This window comes from Rhizobium sp. CB3060, assembly GCF_025200735.1.
GTDB lineage: Bacteria > Pseudomonadota > Alphaproteobacteria > Rhizobiales > Rhizobiaceae > Rhizobium.
Genome location: NZ_CP104158.1, coordinates 636421 through 657553, shown reverse-complemented (window position 1 = coordinate 657553; position 21133 = coordinate 636421). Strand labels below are relative to the sequence as shown.

The 21133-nt window shown below is 58.4% G+C and carries 26 protein-coding genes; 11 read left to right on the top strand and 15 right to left on the bottom strand.

The window, feature by feature from the left end:
* The first annotated feature begins 1 nt into the window (after position 1).
* Entirely contained in the window at positions 2–334 is a 333-nt protein-coding gene (locus N2601_RS03260) for a chaperone modulator CbpM (protein ID WP_104822416.1), read from the top strand.
* Between the two features lie 5 nt (positions 335–339).
* Here the strand turns inward: N2601_RS03260 and N2601_RS03255 are convergent, their stop codons facing one another.
* The gene (locus N2601_RS03255) at positions 340–729 is read right to left on the bottom strand and encodes a DUF930 domain-containing protein (RefSeq protein ID WP_104825026.1); all 390 of its coding nucleotides are present in this window, start codon (positions 727–729) and stop codon (positions 340–342) included.
* Between the two features lie 282 nt (positions 730–1011).
* On the opposite strand from N2601_RS03255, the gene N2601_RS03250 reads away from it, so the two are divergent.
* The gene (locus N2601_RS03250) at positions 1012–3105 is read left to right on the top strand and encodes a S9 family peptidase (protein WP_104822415.1); all 2094 of its coding nucleotides are present in this window, start codon (positions 1012–1014) and stop codon (positions 3103–3105) included.
* A 19-nt stretch (positions 3106–3124) separates the two neighbouring features.
* A complete protein-coding gene (locus N2601_RS03245) occupies positions 3125–3643 on the top strand; it encodes a DUF1697 domain-containing protein (RefSeq protein ID WP_104822414.1) in 519 nt (172 codons plus the stop codon).
* Here N2601_RS03245 and N2601_RS03240 read toward each other — a convergent pair.
* Positions 3640–4257 carry a TetR/AcrR family transcriptional regulator gene (locus N2601_RS03240; protein ID WP_260303421.1) on the bottom strand — a complete coding sequence of 206 codons (618 nt, stop codon included), beginning with the start codon at positions 4255–4257 and terminating at the stop codon, positions 3640–3642. The genes N2601_RS03245 and N2601_RS03240 overlap by 4 nt on opposite strands.
* A gap of 223 nt (positions 4258–4480) precedes the next feature.
* Between N2601_RS03240 and N2601_RS03235 the strand changes: the two genes are divergently transcribed.
* The gene (locus N2601_RS03235) at positions 4481–5437 is read left to right on the top strand and encodes a homocysteine S-methyltransferase family protein (protein WP_104822412.1); all 957 of its coding nucleotides are present in this window, start codon (positions 4481–4483) and stop codon (positions 5435–5437) included.
* 47 nt (positions 5438–5484) lie between these two features.
* Here the strand turns inward: N2601_RS03235 and N2601_RS03230 are convergent, their stop codons facing one another.
* Together N2601_RS03230 and N2601_RS03225 are read right to left on the bottom strand one after the other, a co-directional pair.
* Positions 5485–5799 carry a type II toxin-antitoxin system RelE/ParE family toxin gene (locus tag N2601_RS03230; RefSeq protein ID WP_104822411.1) on the bottom strand — a complete coding sequence of 105 codons (315 nt, stop codon included), beginning with the start codon at positions 5797–5799 and terminating at the stop codon, positions 5485–5487.
* Between the two features lie 3 nt (positions 5800–5802).
* Positions 5803–6063 carry a ribbon-helix-helix domain-containing protein gene (locus N2601_RS03225; RefSeq protein WP_104822410.1) on the bottom strand — a complete coding sequence of 87 codons (261 nt, stop codon included), beginning with the start codon at positions 6061–6063 and terminating at the stop codon, positions 5803–5805.
* 95 nt (positions 6064–6158) lie between these two features.
* Here N2601_RS03225 and N2601_RS03220 point away from each other — a divergent pair, with 95 nt between their 5' ends.
* Together N2601_RS03220 and N2601_RS03215 are read left to right on the top strand one after the other, a co-directional pair.
* Complete coding sequence (locus tag N2601_RS03220) at positions 6159–7667, top strand: protein adenylyltransferase SelO (protein WP_260303419.1); 1509 nt, start codon at positions 6159–6161, stop codon at positions 7665–7667.
* A gap of 72 nt (positions 7668–7739) precedes the next feature.
* Complete coding sequence (locus tag N2601_RS03215) at positions 7740–8264, top strand: hypothetical protein (protein WP_260303418.1); 525 nt, start codon at positions 7740–7742, stop codon at positions 8262–8264.
* 90 nt (positions 8265–8354) lie between these two features.
* On the opposite strand, the gene bla is transcribed toward N2601_RS03215, so the two are convergent.
* The 3 genes from bla to dmeR form a co-directional block, all read right to left on the bottom strand.
* A complete protein-coding gene (gene bla, locus N2601_RS03210) occupies positions 8355–9380 on the bottom strand; it encodes a class A beta-lactamase (RefSeq protein ID WP_104822407.1) in 1026 nt (341 codons plus the stop codon).
* 85 nt (positions 9381–9465) lie between these two features.
* Complete coding sequence (gene dmeF, locus N2601_RS03205) at positions 9466–10437, bottom strand: CDF family Co(II)/Ni(II) efflux transporter DmeF (RefSeq protein ID WP_260303416.1); 972 nt, start codon at positions 10435–10437, stop codon at positions 9466–9468.
* A 37-nt stretch (positions 10438–10474) separates the two neighbouring features.
* The gene (gene dmeR, locus N2601_RS03200; protein WP_104822405.1) at positions 10475–10747 is read right to left on the bottom strand and encodes a Ni(II)/Co(II)-sensing transcriptional repressor DmeR; all 273 of its coding nucleotides are present in this window, start codon (positions 10745–10747) and stop codon (positions 10475–10477) included.
* 375 nt (positions 10748–11122) lie between these two features.
* Here dmeR and N2601_RS03195 point away from each other — a divergent pair, with 375 nt between their 5' ends.
* Positions 11123–11611 carry a GNAT family N-acetyltransferase gene (locus tag N2601_RS03195; protein ID WP_104822404.1) on the top strand — a complete coding sequence of 163 codons (489 nt, stop codon included), beginning with the start codon at positions 11123–11125 and terminating at the stop codon, positions 11609–11611.
* A gap of 37 nt (positions 11612–11648) precedes the next feature.
* Here the strand turns inward: N2601_RS03195 and N2601_RS03190 are convergent, their stop codons facing one another.
* Positions 11649–12266: a C39 family peptidase gene (locus N2601_RS03190; RefSeq protein ID WP_104825025.1), complete on the bottom strand. Its 618-nt coding sequence runs from the start codon at positions 12264–12266 to the stop codon at positions 11649–11651.
* Positions 12267–12640: 374 nt separating this feature from the next.
* On the opposite strand from N2601_RS03190, the gene N2601_RS03185 reads away from it, so the two are divergent.
* On the top strand, positions 12641–14104 hold the full coding sequence (locus N2601_RS03185; protein WP_260303415.1) for an AAA family ATPase: 1464 nt from the start codon (positions 12641–12643) through the stop codon (positions 14102–14104).
* 50 nt (positions 14105–14154) lie between these two features.
* On the opposite strand, the gene N2601_RS03180 is transcribed toward N2601_RS03185, so the two are convergent.
* The 4 genes from N2601_RS03180 to N2601_RS03165 form a co-directional block, all read right to left on the bottom strand.
* Complete coding sequence (locus tag N2601_RS03180) at positions 14155–15069, bottom strand: cytochrome c (RefSeq protein ID WP_104822402.1); 915 nt, start codon at positions 15067–15069, stop codon at positions 14155–14157.
* Positions 15070–15178: 109 nt separating this feature from the next.
* Entirely contained in the window at positions 15179–15622 is a 444-nt protein-coding gene (locus tag N2601_RS03175) for a c-type cytochrome (protein WP_104822401.1), read from the bottom strand.
* Positions 15623–15631: 9 nt separating this feature from the next.
* Positions 15632–15784 carry a hypothetical protein gene (locus tag N2601_RS03170; protein WP_260303412.1) on the bottom strand — a complete coding sequence of 51 codons (153 nt, stop codon included), beginning with the start codon at positions 15782–15784 and terminating at the stop codon, positions 15632–15634.
* Positions 15781–16416: a LysE family translocator gene (locus N2601_RS03165; RefSeq protein WP_104822400.1), complete on the bottom strand. Its 636-nt coding sequence runs from the start codon at positions 16414–16416 to the stop codon at positions 15781–15783. Before N2601_RS03165 ends, N2601_RS03170 begins: the two co-directional genes overlap by 4 nt.
* A 127-nt stretch (positions 16417–16543) precedes the next feature.
* Here N2601_RS03165 and N2601_RS03160 point away from each other — a divergent pair, with 127 nt between their 5' ends.
* Complete coding sequence (locus tag N2601_RS03160; protein ID WP_104822399.1) at positions 16544–17245, top strand: helix-turn-helix transcriptional regulator; 702 nt, start codon at positions 16544–16546, stop codon at positions 17243–17245.
* Positions 17246–17382: 137 nt separating this feature from the next.
* Here the strand turns inward: N2601_RS03160 and N2601_RS03155 are convergent, their stop codons facing one another.
* The 3 genes from N2601_RS03155 to N2601_RS03145 form a co-directional block, all read right to left on the bottom strand.
* Complete coding sequence (locus N2601_RS03155) at positions 17383–17889, bottom strand: anthrone oxygenase family protein (RefSeq protein WP_104822398.1); 507 nt, start codon at positions 17887–17889, stop codon at positions 17383–17385.
* Positions 17890–17981: 92 nt separating this feature from the next.
* Positions 17982–18827 carry a metallophosphoesterase gene (locus N2601_RS03150; RefSeq protein WP_104822397.1) on the bottom strand — a complete coding sequence of 282 codons (846 nt, stop codon included), beginning with the start codon at positions 18825–18827 and terminating at the stop codon, positions 17982–17984.
* A 112-nt stretch (positions 18828–18939) separates the two neighbouring features.
* Entirely contained in the window at positions 18940–19542 is a 603-nt protein-coding gene (locus N2601_RS03145) for a superoxide dismutase (RefSeq protein ID WP_104822396.1), read from the bottom strand.
* A 256-nt stretch (positions 19543–19798) separates the two neighbouring features.
* On the opposite strand from N2601_RS03145, the gene N2601_RS03140 reads away from it, so the two are divergent.
* Together N2601_RS03140 and N2601_RS03135 are read left to right on the top strand one after the other, a co-directional pair.
* Positions 19799–20449: an aspartate/glutamate racemase family protein gene (locus tag N2601_RS03140; RefSeq protein WP_104825024.1), complete on the top strand. Its 651-nt coding sequence runs from the start codon at positions 19799–19801 to the stop codon at positions 20447–20449.
* A 166-nt stretch (positions 20450–20615) separates the two neighbouring features.
* Complete coding sequence (locus N2601_RS03135; RefSeq protein WP_104822395.1) at positions 20616–21122, top strand: hypothetical protein; 507 nt, start codon at positions 20616–20618, stop codon at positions 21120–21122.
* Positions 21123–21133 lie beyond the last annotated feature (11 nt).

Genomic DNA, 21133 nt, shown 5'->3' with positions numbered 1-21133 from the left:
CATGAACGAGAGCGAGTTTCGTTTGCGCCTCGAGATCGACAATGCGGTGCTGGACGTTTGGATCGAACAGGGCTGGCTCATTCCCGAAACGACCGGGGAAGGCCGGCATTTCCGCGAAGCCGACCTGGCGCGCGGGCAGTTGATCCTCGACCTCATCAACGCGATGGGCGTCAACGAGCCTGGAGTCGATCTGGTCATGGATCTGGTAGATCAGCTTCATGCGCTGAGAGGAACGCTACGCGATCTGACGGACGCCGTCTGTCATCAGGATGCCGATGTGCAGGAGCATGTTCTCTCCGAACTCTACCGGCTAGAGCGCCAAAGACGGCGCTGAAGGCATCAATCGTAGAGATAATATTTTTGCCAGCTATCGCGCGGCACCTTCTCGCCGATTGCGTAGTTCATATCCCGAACATGAATATGCTGCGGGCCGGTCGTGCACTGATAGGAGAGATGATACCAATCCCCCTTGCTGCGAAAGACCGCGCCGGGAGCATTCATCGAGTCCGGGGCCATAGCAGGGTCGCTGAAGGTGTAGGCGATGACCTTGTCGGGCTTGAAGCCGGTCTGCTCGGTGCCGATCCGTTTCATGGCCTCAGCATCGCAGGTCTGCTCCATCCGCTCGGAGGGATCGAGCTTCTCCAGTTCCTTCTTCATGGTCGCGTCCACGGCAAAAGCGGACGTCGCAATGGCGGCCAACGGCATGAGAATGGCGATGAATTTCAGCATGAAGACCGATCCCTTGCTTGACTGCGGGCTGGGAAGCGTCTCTTCGACCAGGCGGTTCAAGCCGCCTTATTATCGACGCAACATAAGCGGACTTCGTTAAAGAATGTGGTCACATCAAGGCAGCTCTGAACGAGTTCTTTTGCCGCCGTCAGCTAGATTTAAAGCCTGTTATCATCCCCTTACGTGAGGCTTAAGCAGGCAAATGCCGCTTGAACCTCACGCAAGCGCCCTCTATCTCTTCCTCACCTCATATCCGACATTGATCCCGGAGAAAGCCTGCCCGTGTCTTCATTCAAGAGCCTCCCCACCCCGCCCGCCGCTGCGAAAAAACCGGTCACGGACACGCGCCACGGCATCAGCCGCAGCGACGATTACGCCTGGCTGCGCGCCGACAATTGGCAGGCGATGTTCAAGGACACGTCTATCCTCGATCCGGAAATCCGCGCGCATCTGGAGGCTGAGAACGCCTATATGAACGCCGCCATGGCGGATACGAAAGAGCTGCAGAAGGCGTTGTTTGCCGAAATGAAGGGCCGTATCAAGGAGGATGACAGCTCCGTGCCGGTCAAGGACGGGCCTTATGCCTATGGCACGCTCTACGTCACCGGCGGCGAACAGCCGCACTATTTCCGCGAGGCGCGCAATGGCGGCGAGCGCAAGCTGCTCCTCAACGGTGACAAGGAAAACGAAGGAAAGTCCTATTTCCGCCTCTCCGGCATCGATCATTCCACGGATCACAGCCATGGCATCTGGGGCTATGACGACAAGGGCTCGGAATATTTCACGCTGAAGGTCCGCAATCTGGAAACCGGCGAAGACCTTGCCGACGTGATCGAAAACACCGGCGGCGGCGGTGTCTGGGCGCCTGACGGCAAGAGCTTCTTCTATACGCTGCAGGACGAGAACCATCGTCCCTCAAAGATCTTCCACCACATTGTCGGCACACCGCAATCGGACGACCGGCTGGTTTATGAAGAGGAGGATTCCGGCTTCTTCATGGGCGTCGGCGGCTCATTGCTGGATGACTACGTCTTCATCGACATCCACGATCACGAGACCAGCGAATACCGCATCATCCCGACCTCCGATCTGACGGCCGAACCGAGACTGGTGGCCGCGCGCGACACCGGCATCGAGTATGAAATGGCGGAAGGCGGCGATGTCTTCTACATCCTCACCAATGACGGCGATGCCAAGGATTTCAAGATCATGGAAACGCCGGTCGACAAACCGGCCAAGGAAAACTGGCGCGATGTCGTGGCTCATAAGCCGGGCACGCTGATCCTCAATCACATGGCCTATGCCCGCCATCTCATCTGGCTGGAGCGCAAGGACGGCCTGCCGCGGATCATCGTCCGTGACCGGCGCAGCGGCGAAGAACATGCCATTGCCTTCGACGAGGAGGCCTATTCGCTCGGCCTGCAGGGCGCCGCCGAATACGACACCGACGTCATCCGTTTCTCCTACTCCTCGATGACGACGCCGAGCCAGCTTTATGACTACAACATGGTGACGCGCGAGCGCACTTTGCTGAAGACACAGGAGGTTCCCTCAGGCCACAATCCGGACGACTACGTCACGCGTCGCGTCTTCGCCCCTGCCTGGGACGGCGAACGGGTGCCGGTGACCCTGCTCTATCGTAAGGATACGCCGCTCGACGGATCCGCGCCCTGCCTCCTTTACGGCTATGGCGCCTACGGCATCACCATCCCCGCCGGCTTCAACACCAATTGCCTGTCGCTTGCCGACCGTGGCTTCGTCTATGCCATCGCCCATATCCGTGGCGGCAAGGACAAGGGCTTCGCCTGGTACGAAGACGGCAAGATGGACAAGAAGACCAATACCTTCGAGGACTTCATTGCTGCGGCCGACTATTTGAATGAGCAGAAGTTCACCTCCTACGCGAAGATCATCGCCGAGGGCGGCTCGGCCGGCGGCATGCTGATGGGCGCCATCGCCAACATGGCGCCGGAGAAATTCGCCGGCATCATCGCTGCCGTACCCTTCGTCGACGTGCTCAACACCATGCTGGACGACACGCTGCCGCTGACGCCGCCGGAATGGCCGGAATGGGGCAATCCGATCGACAGCAAGGAAGAATACGAGCAGATCGCAGCCTACAGCCCCTATGACAATGTCGGTGAGAAGCCTTACCCGCCAATTCTGGCGCTCGGCGGCCTGACCGATCCGCGCGTCACCTATTGGGAACCGGCGAAATGGGTGGCCAAGCTGCGTGAAAAGACCACCGGAGACGCGCCGATCCTCTTGAAGACAAACATGGATGCCGGCCATGGCGGCGCTTCGGGCCGTTTCCAGCGCCTGGAAGAGATCGCCTTCGAATACGGCTTCGCCATCAAGGTCGCCGGGAAGATCTAGCAAATCTCGGGAGGAGCCCATGCCGGTCTATGTCGCCCTGTTGCGTGCCGTCAATGTCGGCGGCACCGGCGCTCTGCCGATGGCGGATTTGAAAGCGCTCTGCGAAGAGACCGGCTTTACCGACGTGAAGACCTATATCCAGAGCGGCAATGTGCTTTTCCGTTCTGACAAGGCCGAGGCGACCGTACAGAAGGATCTGGAAAAGGCACTGGCGCTCAAAATGGGCAAATCGCCGGGCGTGCTGCTGCGCAGCCGCCGGGAATTGGAGGCGGCAGCGGAAGGCTCACCCTTTCCGCACGCCAAACCGAACTACCTGCTCGTCAACTTCCTTCCGGAACCCGCACCTGACGATGCCCTGGACAAGCTGGTGGCACCCGACGGCGAAGAAGTGCATATCGCCGGCAGGGAAATCTATGTCCACTATCCCGATGGCTCCGGTCGCTCGAAACTGAAGTTGCCGGCGCTGAAGGCGGGCACGTCGCGGAACCTCAATACGGTGAGGAAACTGGCGGAGATGGCGCGGGAGATGGAGGGCTAGCTGAAACGCGGCCGGAACAGCATCTTGATGAAGCTGCGGAAGACCAGGATCTGATCCGCCAGGCTGTTCGGTTCTTTCAACGCCTTGGATAGCACGATGCCGCCTTCGAGCACGGTCGACACCATATCGGCGAGTTGATCGACATCCAGCGGCTCGCGGGGCTCGTAGACCACCATGATCTCCTCGAACATGCGGCGAAATCGCCGCCGCCATGTCAGGGCCGCCTCGCGGTTGATCTCCTGAACCTCGCGATCAAATAGCCGTTCGTAGTAGCAGAAGCCTACCACCAGGCATCCTGGATGACCATTCGGCAGATCGGACAACAATTCCGACAGCAATTTCAGGCCAAGCAGGAAAGATTGCAGTGGATCGTCCATCAGCTCACGGGCACGCCCGAAAATCTCGTCGTAAATCCGGTTGTCGTTTTCGATGTAGCGCTGGATAAGGGCCTTAGCGAGTTCGTTCTTGTCGCGGAAGTGATAGAAGAAGCCGCTCTTGGTAATGCCGGTTTCGGCGATCAATTCATCGATGGAGGTGCCGCCGAAACCCTTCGCCAGCACCGCGGCTTCGGCAACCTCCAGCAGCCGGCTGCGCGTTTCCTCACCCTTTCGCATGATCCCCTCCTGTACCGACGGTACAGTATTGTTGCACAAACGCCGCGCCGCGCCTCCGGATCAATGCGGGGCCGAGGCCGTAAGCCATTGAATAGAAAATGAAATGCTTGCTCGCGTCGATAGTATACCGCAAATCGCCTATTTTAGCAGACGGCGATAAGAGAAAATCGCCACCACTGCGATGCCAACGAACGGCTGGGGATATCAACGGGTGGAGATCACAATGGCCAAATATCGAAACGATCTGCCGCAACAGAAAGGCGGTATATTCCTGACAGATGGTGGCATGGAAACGGTGTTGATCTTTCATGAGGGCGTCGAGCTGCCGCAATTCGCTTCCTTTGTCCTTCTGGCAACACCGGAGGGACGGGAGAAAATCAAGGATTACTATCGACGCTATCTCGACATCGCCAGTCGTCGCGGCACCGGCTTCGTGCTTGAAACCGCCACATGGCGGGCCAACGCCGATTGGGGCGAGAAGCTCGGCTATGATGCCCAAGCGTTGAAAGCGGTGAATGAGGATGCGGTGACGCTGCTTTGCGAGCTGCGTGCGGAGTATGAGCGTCCTGCGGCCCCAATCACTATTAGCGGAAACATCGGCCCTCGCGGCGACGGCTACAAGGCGGGCAGGATGAATGCGGCGGAAGCCGAGGATTATCACACGCCGCAGATCGCGAGCTTCGCCGGCACCGAGGCCGACATGGTGACCGCACTCACGATCAATACCATCAATGAGGCGATCGGTATTGCTCGCGCCGCCGAGGCGCAAGGCATGCCATGCGCTATCTCGTTCACGGTCGAGACTGACGGCAGGCTTGCGACCGGAAGAACGATACAGGAAGCGATCGAAAGTACCGATGCTGCAACCGGCTGCGCACCCGCCTACTACATGATCAATTGCGCCCATCCGAGCCATTTTGAAAACACGCTTGACGAGGATAGCGCTTGGGTCAAACGCATCTGGGGGCTACGCGCCAACGCCTCGATGATGAGCCATGCCGAACTCGACGAGAGCGAGACGCTGGATGACGGCGACCCTGCCGATCTCGGCCGTCGCTATCGGCAGCTTACCCGCCGCATGCCGCAGTTGCGTGTGCTCGGCGGCTGCTGCGGTACCGACCATCGCCACGTTGCGGCAATCTGCGAAGCCTGCCTGCCGCGAACGGCAGCGAGCGCTTGAGGTGACGGAGAAAAGAAGCAGCGTGGCGAGACTGCAAAATCGCGAATCTACTGTTGTGATCGCAACAGAGTTTCGTAGTCCTGCCCACCGGCAATTATGTTCGTGATACGCACTCGATCGCCCTCGGCGATATAGAGAATCACGACGCTTCGTTCAAAAACGGCCATGCGAATGCCAGGTCCCAGATCGTCTCGCGCGACCCCGCCGAAGGGAGCATCGCCAATCTTTTCGCAGCGCCTGTAGATGCGATTGAGGTATCCTTCGCTCGTCTTGATATTCTGGCTTTGCTCCAACACGTAAGCGGCGATGTCGAGAAGGTTTTCAACAGCTTCCGGACGGTATTCGACCGTAAATCGCTCCATAGGTTAGCGGCGTTTGTCAAAAAAGGCATCAAGACGCTGCTTGACTTCGTGTCCACTCAAATTCGATCTCGGATCATCCAAGGATGCCTCGACCCTGTGGCGGATCGCCGCGATCCGTTGTTGATATTCCTCCTCTTCCCGCAACCACACCCGAACAGCAGCACGCAGCACCTCGCTCGTTGAGGCGTAAACTCCGGCGTCGACACGGCTTTTTATGGCGGCAACCATCTCACTGGGAAGCGAGATGCTCAATTTCTCGTTCATAGCGAACTCCTCACGTTCAGTGGGATAAAGTAGGATAATCTCCTACTTTGGGCAAGCGCCTTGCACCGTACCCTCCCCAGCCCTACCTTAGATGCATGAGCTCATCTCTTCACGACAATGCAGTGCTCGAAGCGCGGCCGATACCGTTCGACAATAGCTATGCGCGTCTCCCGCCGCAGTTTTTTGCGAACCAGGCGCCGACGCCGGTGGCGGCGCCGCGGCTGGTCAAGTTCAATAGGGCATTGGCCGGCGATCTCGGGTTGGACGCCGATGTACTGGAACGGGATGGGGCGGCGATCTTTTCCGGGAATAAGCTCCTGCCGGGTTCCGAGCCGATTGCGATGGCCTATGCCGGCCACCAGTTCGGCGGCTTCGTGCCGCAGCTCGGGGATGGCCGGGCAATCCTGCTTGGCGAAGTCATCAATCGTAGCGGCAGACGCCGCGATATCCAGCTCAAGGGCGCCGGACCGACGCTCTTTTCGCGGCGTGGTGACGGCCGGGCAGCGGTCGGGCCGGTCTTGCGCGAATATATCGTCAGCGAAGCCATGCATGCGCTTGGCATTCCGACGACACGGGCGCTGGCGGCGGTTACCACCGGCGAGCGCGTCTATCGTGAGAAAGTACTGCCCGGTGCGATTTTCACCCGGGTTGCGGCAAGCCATATCCGTGTCGGCACATTCCAGTTTTTCGCCGCCCGCGGCGATACGGACAGCCTGCGTATCCTCGCCGATTATGTCATCGACCGACATTATCCGGAGATCAAGGACAGAGAAAATCGCTATCTGGCGCTATTGGAGGCCGTTTCCGAACGACAGGCGGCCTTGATCGCGCGCTGGCTGCATGTCGGCTTCATCCATGGCGTGATGAATACCGACAATATGACCATCTCCGGCGAGACGATCGACTATGGTCCCTGCGCCTTCATGGACAGTTATAATTCGGCAATGGTCTTTTCTTCGATCGATCACCAGGGCCGTTATGCCTATGCCAACCAGCCCGCGATCGGCCAATGGAATATCGCTCGGCTCGGTGAAACCCTACTGTCGTTGATCGATCCGTCGCTGGACGCAGCGGTCGACCTGGCAAATGCAGTGCTCAAAGCCTACGGCGAACGCTTCCAGGCCCCTTGGCTTGCCGGCATGCGCGCCAAGATCGGCCTTGCAGCCGAGGAAGACGACGATCTCGATCTGATCCAGGCGCTGCTAACGCTGATGCAACAGCAGGAAGCGGATTTCACGTTGACGTTCCGCCGACTTGGCGCGCTGGCCGATAGCGCGGACAACGAAACGGCCTTTGCCGCCGGTTTCAAGGATCCGGAAGCTACCAAGCCGTGGCTGACGCGCTGGCGCGAACGGTTGAGCCGCGATCCGCAAGCACCGGCCGAGCGAGCACGGGCGATGCGGAGCGTGAACCCGGCATTCATTCCACGCAACCATCGAATCGAACAGGCGATCGAAGCCGCGGTCGAGGATGAGGATTTTTCATTGTTCGAAGCGCTGCTGACGGTGCTTGCAAAGCCCTATGAGGACCAGCCGGCCTTCGCGCCCTATGCCGAACCGCCGCAGCCGGCGGAGCGGGTGCTGCAGACTTTCTGCGGAACGTAAGGGAGCCTTAGCACACAAGCCCCGGACATGTTTGCGGAGGCATCGTCGCGTCAACCACAGGGAGACATGACGATGAAAGTTCATCATAGCACCCAGAGCATTTTCAGCAGCCCGATCAAGAGCCGGCAGGATACGGATACTGACGACAGCACGCCATTCATGCTGCCCGACGACAGCGACCAGCAGCAGACGCAGGCGCCTTCGATCACGTCCAGCGGCGTCCCCTCCTCCATCTCCTCCGGCTTCTGGCTCGGCCAGACTGGACAGACGGCCCCATCGACATCAGATGCCGACGCCGATGAGAGCGACAGCGCGGCTCCCAGCATCAATGGTTCGGATTCGTCTAGCGATACGTCCAGCCAGGATATTCTGGACGAATTTACCAAGTGGGCGCACATGACCCCTGCGGAAAAAATCCGCGCCCAATATCTGGAAAAACACAATCTGACGGAAGATTCTCTCAAGCAACTGCCACCCGATGAGCAGAAGGCAATCAACGATCAGATCGCCGCTGAAATCAAAAAGCAGCTCGGCGGCGATAATCAGGCCGACGACAGCGATGAAACGGATAGCGCCGCTGCCTTATCCGTCGCTTGAGCTTCCTCGAAACGACATCAAGGCGATACGATCCTGATTCACATCGAGATCGTATCGCCTTGATTTTATTGCCCACATTTCAAGACGCTACTATTTTAGCCCTACCATGCCCGCGATGATCTTTCCGACTTCGGCGAAGACGGCCTCGATGTCCTTTGCGGGGGCGGTTGCCTCGCCGACATAGGTGGTGACGAGGATGGGGCCGCGGTCGGTAGGCCAGATCACGGCGACGTCGGCGTAGGAGCCGTTCTGACCCGTGCCGGTCTTGTCGCCCACCTTCCATTCCTTCGGCAAGCCGGCACGCAGGCGGGCATTGCCGGTGGTGTTGTTGGCCAGCCAGTTTGTCAACTGGTCGCGCGAAGTTTCGGACAGCGTATTGCCGAGCGTCAGGAGGCCGATCGTATCCAGCATGGAATCTGGCGTCGTTGTGTCGCGCGGATCGTCCTTGATCGCCTGGTTGACGTCGGGCTCCTTGCGGTCGAGGCGGGTTTCGGTGTCGCCGGTCGTGCGCAGCCATGCGGTCAGCGCCGCCGGACCACCGAAGCTGTCCAGCAGCAGATTGCCGGCGGTGTTGTCGCTCAGCGTGATCGCCGCGCCGCAGAGTTCGGCGATCGTCATGCCATCGGTGCCGGCGTGCTTTTCTGTCTCCGGCGAATAGGTAACGACAACATCCTTGCCATAAGTGACACGACGATCGAGCTTCTCTACGCCCTGATCGACGCGCGCGAGCACGAAACCGACCGCAAGCGCCTTATAGGTGCTGCACAATGCAAACCGCTCGGCTTCGCGATAGCCGAGCGAAATATTGGTTTCCGTATCCAGCACGGAAACACCAAGACGACCGCCCGTCTTCTTTTCCAGATCCGCCAACTGCTTGTCGGCATCATCCGTGAACTGAGAATTATCGGGACCCTGGTCGTCTTCCATGTCCTGACCGCTGTCGGGTGCCGCGGAATTCTCCTGAGTATCGGATGCATCGGGCGCGGGAGCTGTCGCGTCGGGGCTCTTGTTGGCGCTGGTATTCTGCGCAAAGAGGGTTTCGGGGCCAAATGTCAGGGCGGGGAAAAGCAGCGCCGAGCCTGCCAAAAGGCGGCGGCGGGTAAGCGATGTGGACATGCGGAAGCCTCCAGCGGAATCAGCCGAATTCTGAGCTAAGCGAGGAATATGGCAACCCTCTGACAGGGCCAGTTTCCCTCAGGGCTTATGCTGCTTTTTTGACCACGACTTCAACGGTGACATGCGACAGTTCGTGAATATCGGCCAGCCGTGCCTTGTAGAAGGCAGGATCGCGCGGCTCCGGCGTTACAACAGCGACGATCGCCGCATGGTGGCCGGGTCCGACCTGCCAGACATGCAGATCGGTAATGCGGTCATCGCCCGTTTCAATGAGCACCCGGATCTCATCCGGCAGGTTCTCGCCCTGCGGAATGAAGTCGAGCAGAATTGAACCCGAGGCACGCGCTAGGCTCAAGGACCACTGCAGGATCACCAGGCCGCCGCCGATGCCCATCAAGGGATCGAGAAAGGTCCAGCCGAAACGGCTGCCGAGCAGAAGGGCGATGATGGCCAAAACCGAGGTCATGGCGTCGGCAATGACGTGGACATAGGCCGAGCGCAGATTGTTGTCCTTGCCGTGATTATGACCGTGATGATGGTCATGATCATGGTGGTGATGATGATCATGTCCATGCGCATGGGAGTGCCCATGATGGTGGTCGTGGTCGTCGCGCAGCAGCCAGGCGCTGACGAGATTGACGAGGAGGCCGACAACGGCAATGGCGATCGCCTCGCGAAAATTGATTGCCACCGGATTCTGCAATCGCAGCAGGCTTTCCCAAGCCATCAAGAGCGCGATCATGGCGAGGATGATGGCGCTGGCGAAGCCGGCGAGATCGCCGAGCTTTCCGGTGCCGAAGGTGAAGCGAGAATTATGGGCATGGCGACGGGCATAGAGATAGGCCAGTGCCGAAATCAGCATGGCGCTGGCATGCGTCGACATGTGCCAGCCATCGGCAACCAGCGCCATCGAGCCGTACAACGTCCCGGCGGCGATTTCGACCACCATCATCACTGTCGTCAGCGCAATGACCAGCCAGACGCGGCGCTCGTTGCGACGGTGAGCGGAGCCCAGAAACACATGGCTATGCGTCAACGCATCCGAAGAAGTACTCATGACATCAGTCTCCCGTTGGATATCCCAAAGACTCTGATCAGCGCAGATAGGTCTTCAGCACATCGGATATTTCATCGACCGCCTGACGGCGGGCCGGCTCGCTTTCGGCTTCGAGCACGTGCTCCCGCAAATGATCTTCCAATATCTCGCCGGTCAGTCCTGTCAGGGCGCCGCGGATGGACGCGAGAAGCTGCAAGACCTCCCCGCAGGGCCGCTCAGCCTCCAACGCCCGCTCCACCGCCTCCATCTGCCCCTTGAGGCGGCGGACGCGGGAAAGAAGCTTGGCTTGCTCACGGACAGTATGGGACATGTCGGCCTCATCTATAATATAGGGGGGTATACTATAATTCCCACTGGAAGAAAACCCACCCTTAGCGATGCGCGGGGTGCGATAGACTGACGCGTACGATCTTAATGCCAACGAGCCGAACCCCCGGAGCATTGCCGCCGCGCCTTGTCCGATCGTGCCTGCGGGAAGGAGCGTTAACTCTCCCCATTGACAAATCCGCCATTCCAGATCATCTATGCGCCCATGATCACGCACGCGCTCCACAATCGCTCGTATTTTTGGCTGTACCTGTAAGGGGCGGCCGGGACAGATCATATTGTCAACAAGCCGCCGTCAGGCGGCTTTGTTGTATCGGCAGCGTCCTGACGGCATATTCGAAAAAGGACGCAAGACCTCATGCTGGACGATAGCGAAATTTCACTTCTCCGCCCGCCTGTCATCACCATCCGCAGCGCGCATCCGCGCGATTTGCCGGAGTTGAACGACATGATCCGGCTGCTCGCCGCTCATCATGGCGATCCCTCCGCCGCGACGCCGGAACAGCTCGAACGAGATCTCTTCGGCCCCGTGCCGTGGATTACCGCGCTGGTGGCGGAAGGTGAAACCGGGCTGATCGGCTACGCCATCCTCGTGCCGCTCTACCGGGCGCAAGAAGGCCAGCGCGGCATGGACCTGCACCATCTCTTCGTACGTGACGGCCATCGCGGCCATGGCATCGGTCAGCATCTCGTCGACCGCGCTCGCGAGATCGCCCGCAAGGCCGGCTGCGGCTACCTCTCCGTCAGTGCCTCGACCGGCAATGTCCAGGCACATCGCTTCTATGAACAAATGGATTTCAAGCCGCGCCCGGTCACCGGCATGCGCTATCTGCAGGCGCTTGCATGAGACAAATTATGCCGGGATCGCCAGAGATCTTCCGTCTTTAGAGATCGATGACGATCCCTCGTCCGGCGAAGAACTGGTCGAATATCGCCAGGGGCAATTCGACATTTTCGCGCGTCGCAGGCTCATGCCCGGAGGGATTGTGAAAGCGGATCGCGTCTGAGTTGACCGCCGTCACCAGGACAAGATGTCCGCCCTTCGACGGCGGCTCGGTGTCCGGCCAGCGAATGGAGTGGTGGACGGAGGCGATGAAGAATTCGGATTGGGTCAGAATATCGCCGATATCTGCGACGGGAATTCCGGTGACGACCCTCGCGTTCAGGCCGAACCGATCTTTGACGAAGGGCACGAACGGCGCATAGATCAGCCCTTTGATCTTGCCATCCGGTTCTTCGACATAGCCGCCATAGTCTCGGCATCCCATGGCCAGATCCACGGTCGGCATGATTTCGCCCGTACGCGCGGCAAGAATCATTTTCAGGCAGGCCATGCCACACAGATTGCCGGCCCAGCGGGCATAATCCTCGACATCCCGCGCCCCCGAACCTGCCCAAAGCGGGTCCTTTAGCAGCGCGGCTCGCGCTCCTTCCGCTAGCACCGCCGTGGTCATATCAGGCGTCTCCCACTGGCTGAAATAAGGAATTCTGCGCTCTGCCATTCCGCCCATGATCACCCGCCTCTGCTCTGCAACCGAAATTGGTTGCGCTATAAACTTCAACCAAAATGTGCTAGAAAAAAGACCTGCCCTCTGGATCTCAGCCGAGGATACGTCTTGGAGCAGCGGTTCACTTTTGACGGGGTGGGCTTCCCCTCGCGTTCCGTCGCGAGGCCCTCTGAGATCGTTGTGCGCATAACTGCGAAGGATAAGAAATTGAATCCCGACATCAGATAAAAATTGCAATATCAGGGGTAAGCTATTGACGCAGCACGTCCAATGCTCAAATTTACAACTACCACACTGCTATAAAAGTAATTTCAAACCTGTATTTGCACATCATCTCACATGGTCATCTGAACATCATGAACTCTGCAATGGATGCGTTAGCGGCTTGGAACGAACTTACCCGCACAATTAACCAGTTTAGGCTTGAGACACCGGCACTGGCGCAAGATACCAACTTGCAAGACTTCGATAAGTCAATGCAGCTTTCTGCACTCGCATTTTTGCTATTAATTTGCTCTGCGGAAAAATACACTATAAGCGACGCCGAAACGGCAATAATTAATACAATTCTTGGCGAAACTTATTCAAGTACACACTACAACAACCTCTTATATAACGCGAAAAGCCGAGATTTTCTACATAACTCGGCCATTTCGATCTTCACCTGCATGATGCAGATCGCTGCAAATTGGCAGCTTAGCCAAACCGGCGATTATATTGCAGCCAACGATCTCGTCATTCCGACGGTGGAAAAGATGGCATACGCGCTTTTCCTTGCAGACAACGCGATAAAACAGCAAGAGCTCGATGAGCTTTCCAAGCTTACTGGGCCGCTTCGGAATGTCGCTCAAGACTTGGATGCCGAACTAAAAGCCAAGAGAGCCGCTTTAGAGGCAAAGCCCGACGTTAATACCCACGCGGCTTCAAATGTGTCCGCAAACGGCACCGCGAATAAATCGATTGGAACCAGCGCTGCGGACAATTTGGAAGGATGCCTGCAAGAGCTAAATGCCCTCGTAGGCCTCCAAAACGTCAAGCTCGAAATCGAAAGCCTCGTCAATCTGGCAAAGATAATATCGCTTCGCCGGGAGAAAAATCTGCCAGTGCCAAATGTCATGTTCCACTTGGTATTCACCGGCAATCCAGGAACCGGGAAAACAACCGTTGCACGCTTGATTTCGCAAATCTATCGGCATCTTGGGCTGGTATCCAAGGGTCATCTAGTCGAAGTTGACCGGTCCGGGCTCGTTGCCGGTTTTGTTGGCCAAACCGCAGCGAGAGCGCGCAACGTTGTCGATAACGCGACGGGTGGGATTCTGTTCATTGATGAAGCCTATGCCCTTAAGAGTCGCTCCGAAAATGATTATGGGCAGGAAGCTATCGAGACGATCTTAAAATTGATGGAGGACAGACGCGATGATCTTGTTGTGATTGTCGCGGGATACACCGACAAGATGGCCGAGTTTTTGGATGCAAATCCGGGTCTCAGATCACGGTTTCCAAGAGTTATCGAGTTTTCCGACTATACTGCCGAGGAAATGCTCGAAATATTTCTGCGCGCGGCCCGAAAAGATCACTACGAAATCAGCGCCGATGCTAAAGCGCTGATACTTGAGGCATTTCAGGCTCGCAGCAATTCAAAGCCTGCTTCATTCGCAAACGGTCGCGAAGCTAGAAATCTGTTCGAGCGGGTGATCATGATGCAGGCCAACAGGATTGCCACTTCAATACAGATCACGGAAATAGAACTTATCACGGTTGACCGCCGTGACGTCGAACTGGCACTTACCTCACCAGCAAAGGAATTGAACGCGTTTGCAGATGCGGGCTGATTGGCAGCGTCTACACTACTCTCCCGTCTCTTCAGTTCGGACGGCAAGTCTCACCGCGCCGGCACCGCCTTCAGATAGGCGGCGATCGCCTCGCGGTCCGAGGCCGGCAGGCGGGCGATGTTTTGCTGGACTTCGGCCATCGAGCCGCCGACACTATCGAAATCGGGGGTGAAGCCGGTCTCCAGGTAGTTGGCGATATCGCCGGCGCTCCAGCCGCCCATGGATTTCGAACCGGGGGTGATGTCGGGGATGCGGCCCTTGCCTTCCGGGTTCGGGGCGCCGGCGAGCCACTGGTCCCTCAGAAAGCCGCCAAGCCCATCGCGCGGTGTGTGGCACTCGCCACAATGGCCGGAGCCTTCTACCAGATATTGGCCGCGCTTGATCTTGTCGTCGGCATTGGCGATGACAACGCGGGGCTGATCGTTGAAATAGAGGAACTTCCAGCCACCAAGCGCCAGCCTGATGTTGAAGGCGAACGGCAGTTCATGCGGCGGCGCGACGTTGTTGCTCTTCGGTAGTGTCTTCAAGAAACCCCAGAGGTCGTTGATGTCCTTGTCGCTCATACGCGTATAGGAGCCGTAGGGGAAAGCCGGATAGAGATGTTCGCCGTTTTTCCCGACGCCGCGCTTCATGGCGTTGCCGAACTCCGCAAGCGTCCAACTGCCAAGGCCGGCCTTTTCATCCGGTGAGATATTGGGGACATGAAACGTGCCGAAGGGACTCTTCAGCGCCAGCCCACCCGACAGAACCAGTTTGGCATCGCCCTGCGCACCCGGCGCGGCATGACAGCTCGTACAGCCGCCTGCCCAGAACACCTGTTCGCCATTCTTGATATCGGGATCGCCCAAATTCGCCCAATGGCTGGCCGGCAAGGGCGACGGCGCGGTGACGACATAGAAAGCGCCGAAGCCGAAGATGACAACGCCGATCAGACAGAGCAGCCACCGGACAAATCGCGCAACCATGCCTCGCACTCCCCCGCATTCAGCGTGCACCGAAAAATACTAAAATCCGCATCGGCAGCAAAGCCGATGCGGATGCTTGAATTGATTTCGGGCTATGCCGACCTACCGCTCAGTCCTTCTTGATGCGGTAGGCCTGATGACAGGCGCCGCAATCGCCGCCCAAGGTCTTCAGCGTGGCACCGACGCCAGCCTGATCGGCCGGGAGCTGGGCAAGCGCGGTCTCGGCGTTGCTGGAGAGCTTGTTAGCCTTGGCCTTGAAGTCACTGAAGTTATCCCAGATCTTCGGATTGACCTCGGCATCGGTCTTGTCGCTGTTCGGGCCAAAATGGTCAGGGAAAGCCTTGGCGTTCTCGGCGATCGTCATCAGCGCGGCCTTGACGACCTCGGCGTCGTAGGGCTTGTCGCCCTTGGCGATGGCGCCGAGAGCGCCGGCAGCACCGCCGACCTTCTTCATCACGGCTATACGGGAATCATGCGTGCCATCGGCCGCAACGACGGAACCAAAGGCGACGCCGGCTAAAACCGTCGCAGCCACAATTGCTTTCCATTTCATACATCTCTCCTACGTGATCAGGACCGCAAATGCGGCCGGCGCGTTGTCACGGCCCACATGTTTGCCGGTTTCCGCGCCGGCAATGAAGTCACAAAGTGGTGAGAGCTGAGCAAAATCAGCGTCATATTTCAGACATATACCAGATTTCGCGCCGGAAATCACGTCGCCCTCCATCCCTCCCAGACGGTGAAGACGGAAACTGCGAAAAGGAGCAGGCCGGCGACGCGGCCGGCAAAGGCGGTCGCCTGGGGATTGGCGACCAGCAGATCACGGCTGCGTCCGGCAGTGACCGCGAGCCCGCCATAGACGGCAAACTGCGTGACAATGGTCATCAGCCCCATGATGGTCGCTTGTACCCAGATCGGGCCGTAATCCGGTTTCAGAAACTGCGGATAGACGGCGAACACGAAGAGGTAGGCCTTGGGATTCATCATGCAGGTCACCGCTCCCTGACGAAAGGCCCGCCAGGTGGAGCGGCTGCCGGCTGGTCCGTCGTGGCCGACCGTGATCGAGCTGCGCATCAACGTGATGCCGATAAAGGCCATGTAGGCGGCGCCGGCAACGAGCAGCGGATTGAAGAGGATCGGTACGAAATGCATCAGTAGGCCGACGCCAAGCGCGCCGTTCAGCGAATGCACTACGCCGCCGAGCATGATGCCGCCGGTGGCGGCCAATCCTCTGTTGCGGCCGCCGGTCAGCGCATTGGCGAGTACGAAGAGCATATCCATGCCCGGCACGATGATGATGCCGAAGAGGAGGAGAAAGAAGAGCCAGAGATTTTCACTGTAATCCATGTCAGTTGCCCATTGTTTCCTGCGAGTGCGCCGCAGAGGAACCTGTTGATTTTCAAGCTAATAGGAAGTTTTATAGATCAACCCAACTGACAGGGTGTTGTCAGGAGCCTTCAATCGCGAGGGTGAAATGCGCAAGGCGTCGCGCCTGTTCGAGATCATCCAGATCCTGCGGCTGGCGAAAAAGCCGGTGACGGCGGCTGTCATTGCCGAGCGGCTGGAGGTGACGGTGCGCTCCGTCTATCGCGATATCGTGGCGCTGCAGGCTATGCGCGTTCCAATCGAGGGCGGGCGCGGCATCGGCTATATCTTGCGCCCCGGCTTCGACCTGCCGCCGCTGATGTTTTCGATCGAGGAGATGGAGGCGATCGTGCTGTCGCTGGCGCTCTTGGAGCGCACCGGAGACAATGAGCTCAAGCTCGCGGCCAAGCGCGTCAGCGCCAAGATCGCAGGCGCGGTGCCGCCGCCGCTGCGTCAGACACTCGATGCCAATGCGTTGCATGCCTGGGGCTTTGCTGCCCCCTCGGCCGCTGCCATCGACCTCGCGCTGGTGCGCCGCGCCATTCGCGACGAGGAGAAACTCGATCTCTCCTACCGCGACGAATTGGGCCGCGCCACCGAGCGCACCATCCGTCCCATCGCCCTCATCTATTATTCCGAAACCGCCAATATCGTCGCCTGGTGCGAGCTGCGCCAGGCCATCCGCAATTTCCGCAGCGACCGGATCGAAGGCTGCGAGGCGACCGGACTGTGGTTTAAGGGCGAAGGCGATGGATTGCGACAGACCTGGGTGAATGGGTGGCAGATCAACACCTCAGCCGCAGCCGGCTGAGGTGTTCAGAGATGCTGAGGTGCGGTCGGGTCTTAGACGACCATGCCGCCAGAAACTTCGATGCGCTGGCGACGGCGCCCTTCATTATCGCATATGCTACGGCGGAGATGCGGATGGCAGCGGAATAGGGACAGGCGCTAGAGGGCAACCGCGGTCACCAACAGAATAAAAGCGAGCAATCCCAAGGCAGCGCGCGCGGCATGCGACCATTCCCAGCGGTCGCGCAGCATGGTCCAGTCCGGTTTGGTGGTCGTTTCGAGCCGATGGCCGCCAAATGGATCGTGGGAGAAGAAACCGGCCCCCAGCCCTTTCAGCTCGGCATCCTTGAGCCAGAAATTGTTGACCGGCTGCGTCAGCAACCAAAAGACGGCGTGCATGACGACCATCGCGGCAAAGGCGGCAGCGAACAACCAGAAGGCCAACGTGTTGGCTGGCGTCAGGAACAGGAGAAGCAGAAGCAAAAGAGCGCCGATCGGCTCGGTAACACCGCCGATCGTAAAGCCGGGATAATAAATGCGCTGAACCGTCAGATAGTCTTCCTTGGACAGCCGCATCTTGCCCGGCAGTTCCAACAAATGCGCCAATGCCAGCGCCATGGCGACTGCGACGACTAAGATTGTCAGAATTTGCAATGTCGGAAACATCGGCCCGCCTCAAAGCAGCTTCGGTTCCTAAACTTCTATCGGTGCGGATCGTTCCCTACAGGTTCAAAGGTGCCGAAGGTCATTTAGGCGCCCTACAGTGCCAACACCCTGTTCTCCTCACGTCCGAATCCTTCAATTTCCAGCCGGTCCTCGTAAACCGAGACGACCGCATAGGCACTACTGTCCTCGGTATCGACCATGCCTTTGAAATTGATGAAATAGGTGCCGTCGACAAAGCCGAAATTGCCTTCATGATTATGGCCGCTGAGGTAGGCGACGACATGATCATGTTCGGCGAGCAGCGCCAGCATACGGTCGCTGTCGAGCGCGTTATGCGAATTTTCCGGGAAAATCGGGTAGTGGTTCATGATGACCACCTTCTCGCCTGCGGCTTTCGCCTTGAGTAGTTTGGCGGCGAGCCAGGCATGTTGTGTATCGCTGATGGCGGCATTCCAGCGCTGCGAATTCGGCGCGCCGGCCTCATGCAATGCCTTCATCAGGCCCTTAGCCTCCGCCCGGCGTGGATCGCCCTCCGGCGAGGCGAAAAGGCTGATTTCATTGCCATCAAGCACGATAAAACGATAACCGCCGTGAGCGAAGTCATAATAGGCAGACGGCATGCCGACACGGGCTGCGACTTCCGTCAAATGCTCCGGCGCGACGGCAAAGTCATGATTGCCGAGCAGAAAATGCCGCGCGTGCCGCAAGGTCTGGTAGACGGGCAAAACCGCGTCGAAACTCTCCCAGCGGCCGTCGATGATATCACCGAGAGTGACGACGAAGGCGAGATCGTGCCGGTTGAATTCCGCAATCGCCTCTTTCAGCTTGGCGAGGCTCTTCGCCGGGTAGCGATCAAGTGCAAGGTTGGGCTCTAAGGCGGCATATTGCGGATCGGCAACGACACCGAAACGAAAGAGTGGAGCGGTGGGAGACGGCATGCGGCCTCGCTGAGAAAGTAGCCGACAGTAACGAGACGCTTGTCAGCGGCAGATACGAAAACACCCGACGCTATGCAGCGCCGGGTGTGAAAGCAAGCCGAGACGGCAAAGCTTATTTCGTGGCGGCTTCGTAGCGTTCCAGGACGTAGTCCCAGTTGATCAGGCTATCGATGAAGGCCTCGAGGTATTTCGGACGCAGATTGCGGTAGTCGATGTAGTAGGAGTGTTCCCATACGTCGACGCCGAGGATCGGCGTGGCGCCATGAACGAGCGGGTTTTCGCCGTTCGGGGTCTTGGAGATTTCGAGCTTGCCGTTCTTGACGGAAACCCAGGCCCAGCCGGAGCCGAACTGGGTGGCGCCGGCAGCGGCGAAATCGGCCTTGAACTTGTCGTAGCCACCGAGATCGGAAGCGAAGGCTGCTTCGAGCTTGCCCGGAAGCTTGTTGCCGCCGCCGCCCTTCTTCATCCACTTCCAGAAATGGATGTGGTTGTAGTGCTGGGCAGCATTGTTGAAGAGACCGGCATTGGTGCCGAAGGACTTCTTCACGACCTCTTCGAGAGAGAGATCGGAAAGACCCGCTTCAGCCGCCAGCTTGTTGCCATTGTCGACATAGGCCTTGTGGTGTTTGTCGTGGTGAAACTCGAGGGTTTCACGCGACATGAAGGGGGAAAGCGCTTCGTAATCATAGGGAAGTTCAGGCAATTCGAAAGCCATGGTCTTATCTCCTCTTGGCAAAAAATTGCGTCGGCAGGTGATCGGGAACATAGGAGGGGACGGTGTGAAGGGCAACCGGCGACATGCCAAAAAATCATGAGGTCGAGGAAAATTTACCCTTGTTTGCGCTGCTATTTTTGCCGCTCCTGGCATGGCAACGCCGATGGCGAAAAAAGCGATCAAATCAAGCCATGGTGAAGCGCAAGCGGAGCCGTTAGGATTTCCCGTCATATCACTCGATTTTCAAAGATTGCCCATGCTCATCGCCTGCCTGCACACCGCCGAAAGCAACATCGCCATCTACGACGAGGCGGCAAAGGAACTTGGCCTACCGGCCGGCGCTCTTCGACACCATGTTCGCGCCGATCTTCTCTTTGCCGCCGAACGGGCGGGCGGACTGACGCCGGAGATCGAGGCGGAAACGGCTGCGGTCCTGCAGCAGCTTGCACAGGACGCTGATGCCGTCGTGCTCAACTGCTCTACCCTCGGCCCTGCGGCACTGCTAGCGGCAAACACGTCGACGGTGCCCATTGTCAGAGCCGATGGCGCGCTCGCGGAAAATGCGGTGAAATCCGGCGGCAAAGTCGCGGTCCTCTGCACCACCGAGACGACCATCGCTCCAACCACCCGCCTCTTCGAAGAGGCAGCGAGAACGACAGGCGCTGAGATTGATCTCCGCCTGATCAAGGGCGCATGGGCGCTATTCCGGGCCGGTGAACAGGACGCTTATCTGACAGGGATCGCCGATGCAGCGGCCGCGGCCTATCGTGAAGGGGCGAAGACGGTGGTCTTCGCGCAGGCATCTATGACCGGTGCGGCGGCACTGTTGGGTAACGAATATGCGCGGCCTATGACCGGTCCGACCGTAGCACTGGAGGCGGCTATGACGGGAATTGCCGTAAGCTAAACATGACAGCGTCCGAACTTGCGGTTCAACATCGGGTGAACAGCCATTGACAGCCTACCAACTAGTAGGTTAAGCATTCGGTCATCTGAGGGCGAAGCTTATAAAAGCGTCCGTAGCTTGCCTCTAAAAACTACCTACTAGTCGATATACAAAAAGGAAATCTACCATGTCCGCTCCTCTTTCCTTGCTCGGCGAACTTCATACCGTCATCAGCTTCGTACCGATCGTTGCAGGGCTCTACAGCTTTGCCAGGCATGGCGGCATCAAGCCTGAGATGCGGTCGGGACAGATCTATCTCGGTGGATTGGCGCTGTCGGTGGTGACCTCCTTCGGACTCTCATCCACAGGCGGGTTCAATCCGGGGCACGCGCTCGGCATCATGGCTCTGCTGGTGGCATCAGTAGCAATTTTGGTGGGAAGAGTGAGCTTTCTCGGTCGGCTGCGAGCTTATCTGAAGGCGTTCGGCCTGTCCTTCACCTATTTCCTGCTCTGGGTTCCCGGCATCAACGAAACACTCTCCCGGCTGCCGCCGTCGCATCCGATCGGCAACGGTCCGGATTCGCCGCCAGTGCAGATGGCTTTGCTCATCTGGCTGATCCTGTTTGCCGCCGGCAGCCTCCTGCAAGCCTGGACGATCCATCGCGGTCATGCGCTATCTCGGGCGAGAGCGTAAGCTGAGTGAAG

Coding starts and splice junctions, on each gene's coding strand:
- N2601_RS03260 (WP_104822416.1), top strand. CDS start 2: ATGAACGAGAGCGAGTTTCGTTTGCGCCTCGAGATCGACAATGCGGTG.
- N2601_RS03255 (WP_104825026.1), bottom strand. CDS start 729: ATGCTGAAATTCATCGCCATTCTCATGCCGTTGGCCGCCATTGCGACG.
- N2601_RS03245 (WP_104822414.1), top strand. CDS start 3,125: ATGCCGGTCTATGTCGCCCTGTTGCGTGCCGTCAATGTCGGCGGCACC.
- N2601_RS03240 (WP_260303421.1), bottom strand. CDS start 4,257: ATGCGAAAGGGTGAGGAAACGCGCAGCCGGCTGCTGGAGGTTGCCGAA.
- N2601_RS03235 (WP_104822412.1), top strand. CDS start 4,481: ATGGCCAAATATCGAAACGATCTGCCGCAACAGAAAGGCGGTATATTC.
- N2601_RS03230 (WP_104822411.1), bottom strand. CDS start 5,799: ATGGAGCGATTTACGGTCGAATACCGTCCGGAAGCTGTTGAAAACCTT.
- N2601_RS03225 (WP_104822410.1), bottom strand. CDS start 6,063: ATGAACGAGAAATTGAGCATCTCGCTTCCCAGTGAGATGGTTGCCGCC.
- N2601_RS03220 (WP_260303419.1), top strand. CDS start 6,159: ATGAGCTCATCTCTTCACGACAATGCAGTGCTCGAAGCGCGGCCGATA.
- N2601_RS03215 (WP_260303418.1), top strand. CDS start 7,740: ATGAAAGTTCATCATAGCACCCAGAGCATTTTCAGCAGCCCGATCAAG.
- bla (WP_104822407.1), bottom strand. CDS start 9,380: ATGTCCACATCGCTTACCCGCCGCCGCCTTTTGGCAGGCTCGGCGCTG.
- dmeF (WP_260303416.1), bottom strand. CDS start 10,437: ATGAGTACTTCTTCGGATGCGTTGACGCATAGCCATGTGTTTCTGGGC.
- dmeR (WP_104822405.1), bottom strand. CDS start 10,747: ATGTCCCATACTGTCCGTGAGCAAGCCAAGCTTCTTTCCCGCGTCCGC.
- N2601_RS03195 (WP_104822404.1), top strand. CDS start 11,123: ATGCTGGACGATAGCGAAATTTCACTTCTCCGCCCGCCTGTCATCACC.
- N2601_RS03190 (WP_104825025.1), bottom strand. CDS start 12,266: ATGGCAGAGCGCAGAATTCCTTATTTCAGCCAGTGGGAGACGCCTGAT.
- N2601_RS03185 (WP_260303415.1), top strand. CDS start 12,641: ATGGATGCGTTAGCGGCTTGGAACGAACTTACCCGCACAATTAACCAG.
- N2601_RS03180 (WP_104822402.1), bottom strand. CDS start 15,069: ATGGTTGCGCGATTTGTCCGGTGGCTGCTCTGTCTGATCGGCGTTGTC.
- N2601_RS03175 (WP_104822401.1), bottom strand. CDS start 15,622: ATGAAATGGAAAGCAATTGTGGCTGCGACGGTTTTAGCCGGCGTCGCC.
- N2601_RS03165 (WP_104822400.1), bottom strand. CDS start 16,416: ATGGATTACAGTGAAAATCTCTGGCTCTTCTTTCTCCTCCTCTTCGGC.
- N2601_RS03160 (WP_104822399.1), top strand. CDS start 16,544: ATGCGCAAGGCGTCGCGCCTGTTCGAGATCATCCAGATCCTGCGGCTG.
- N2601_RS03155 (WP_104822398.1), bottom strand. CDS start 17,889: ATGTTTCCGACATTGCAAATTCTGACAATCTTAGTCGTCGCAGTCGCC.
- N2601_RS03150 (WP_104822397.1), bottom strand. CDS start 18,827: ATGCCGTCTCCCACCGCTCCACTCTTTCGTTTCGGTGTCGTTGCCGAT.
- N2601_RS03145 (WP_104822396.1), bottom strand. CDS start 19,542: ATGGCTTTCGAATTGCCTGAACTTCCCTATGATTACGAAGCGCTTTCC.
- N2601_RS03140 (WP_104825024.1), top strand. CDS start 19,799: ATGCTCATCGCCTGCCTGCACACCGCCGAAAGCAACATCGCCATCTAC.
- N2601_RS03135 (WP_104822395.1), top strand. CDS start 20,616: ATGTCCGCTCCTCTTTCCTTGCTCGGCGAACTTCATACCGTCATCAGC.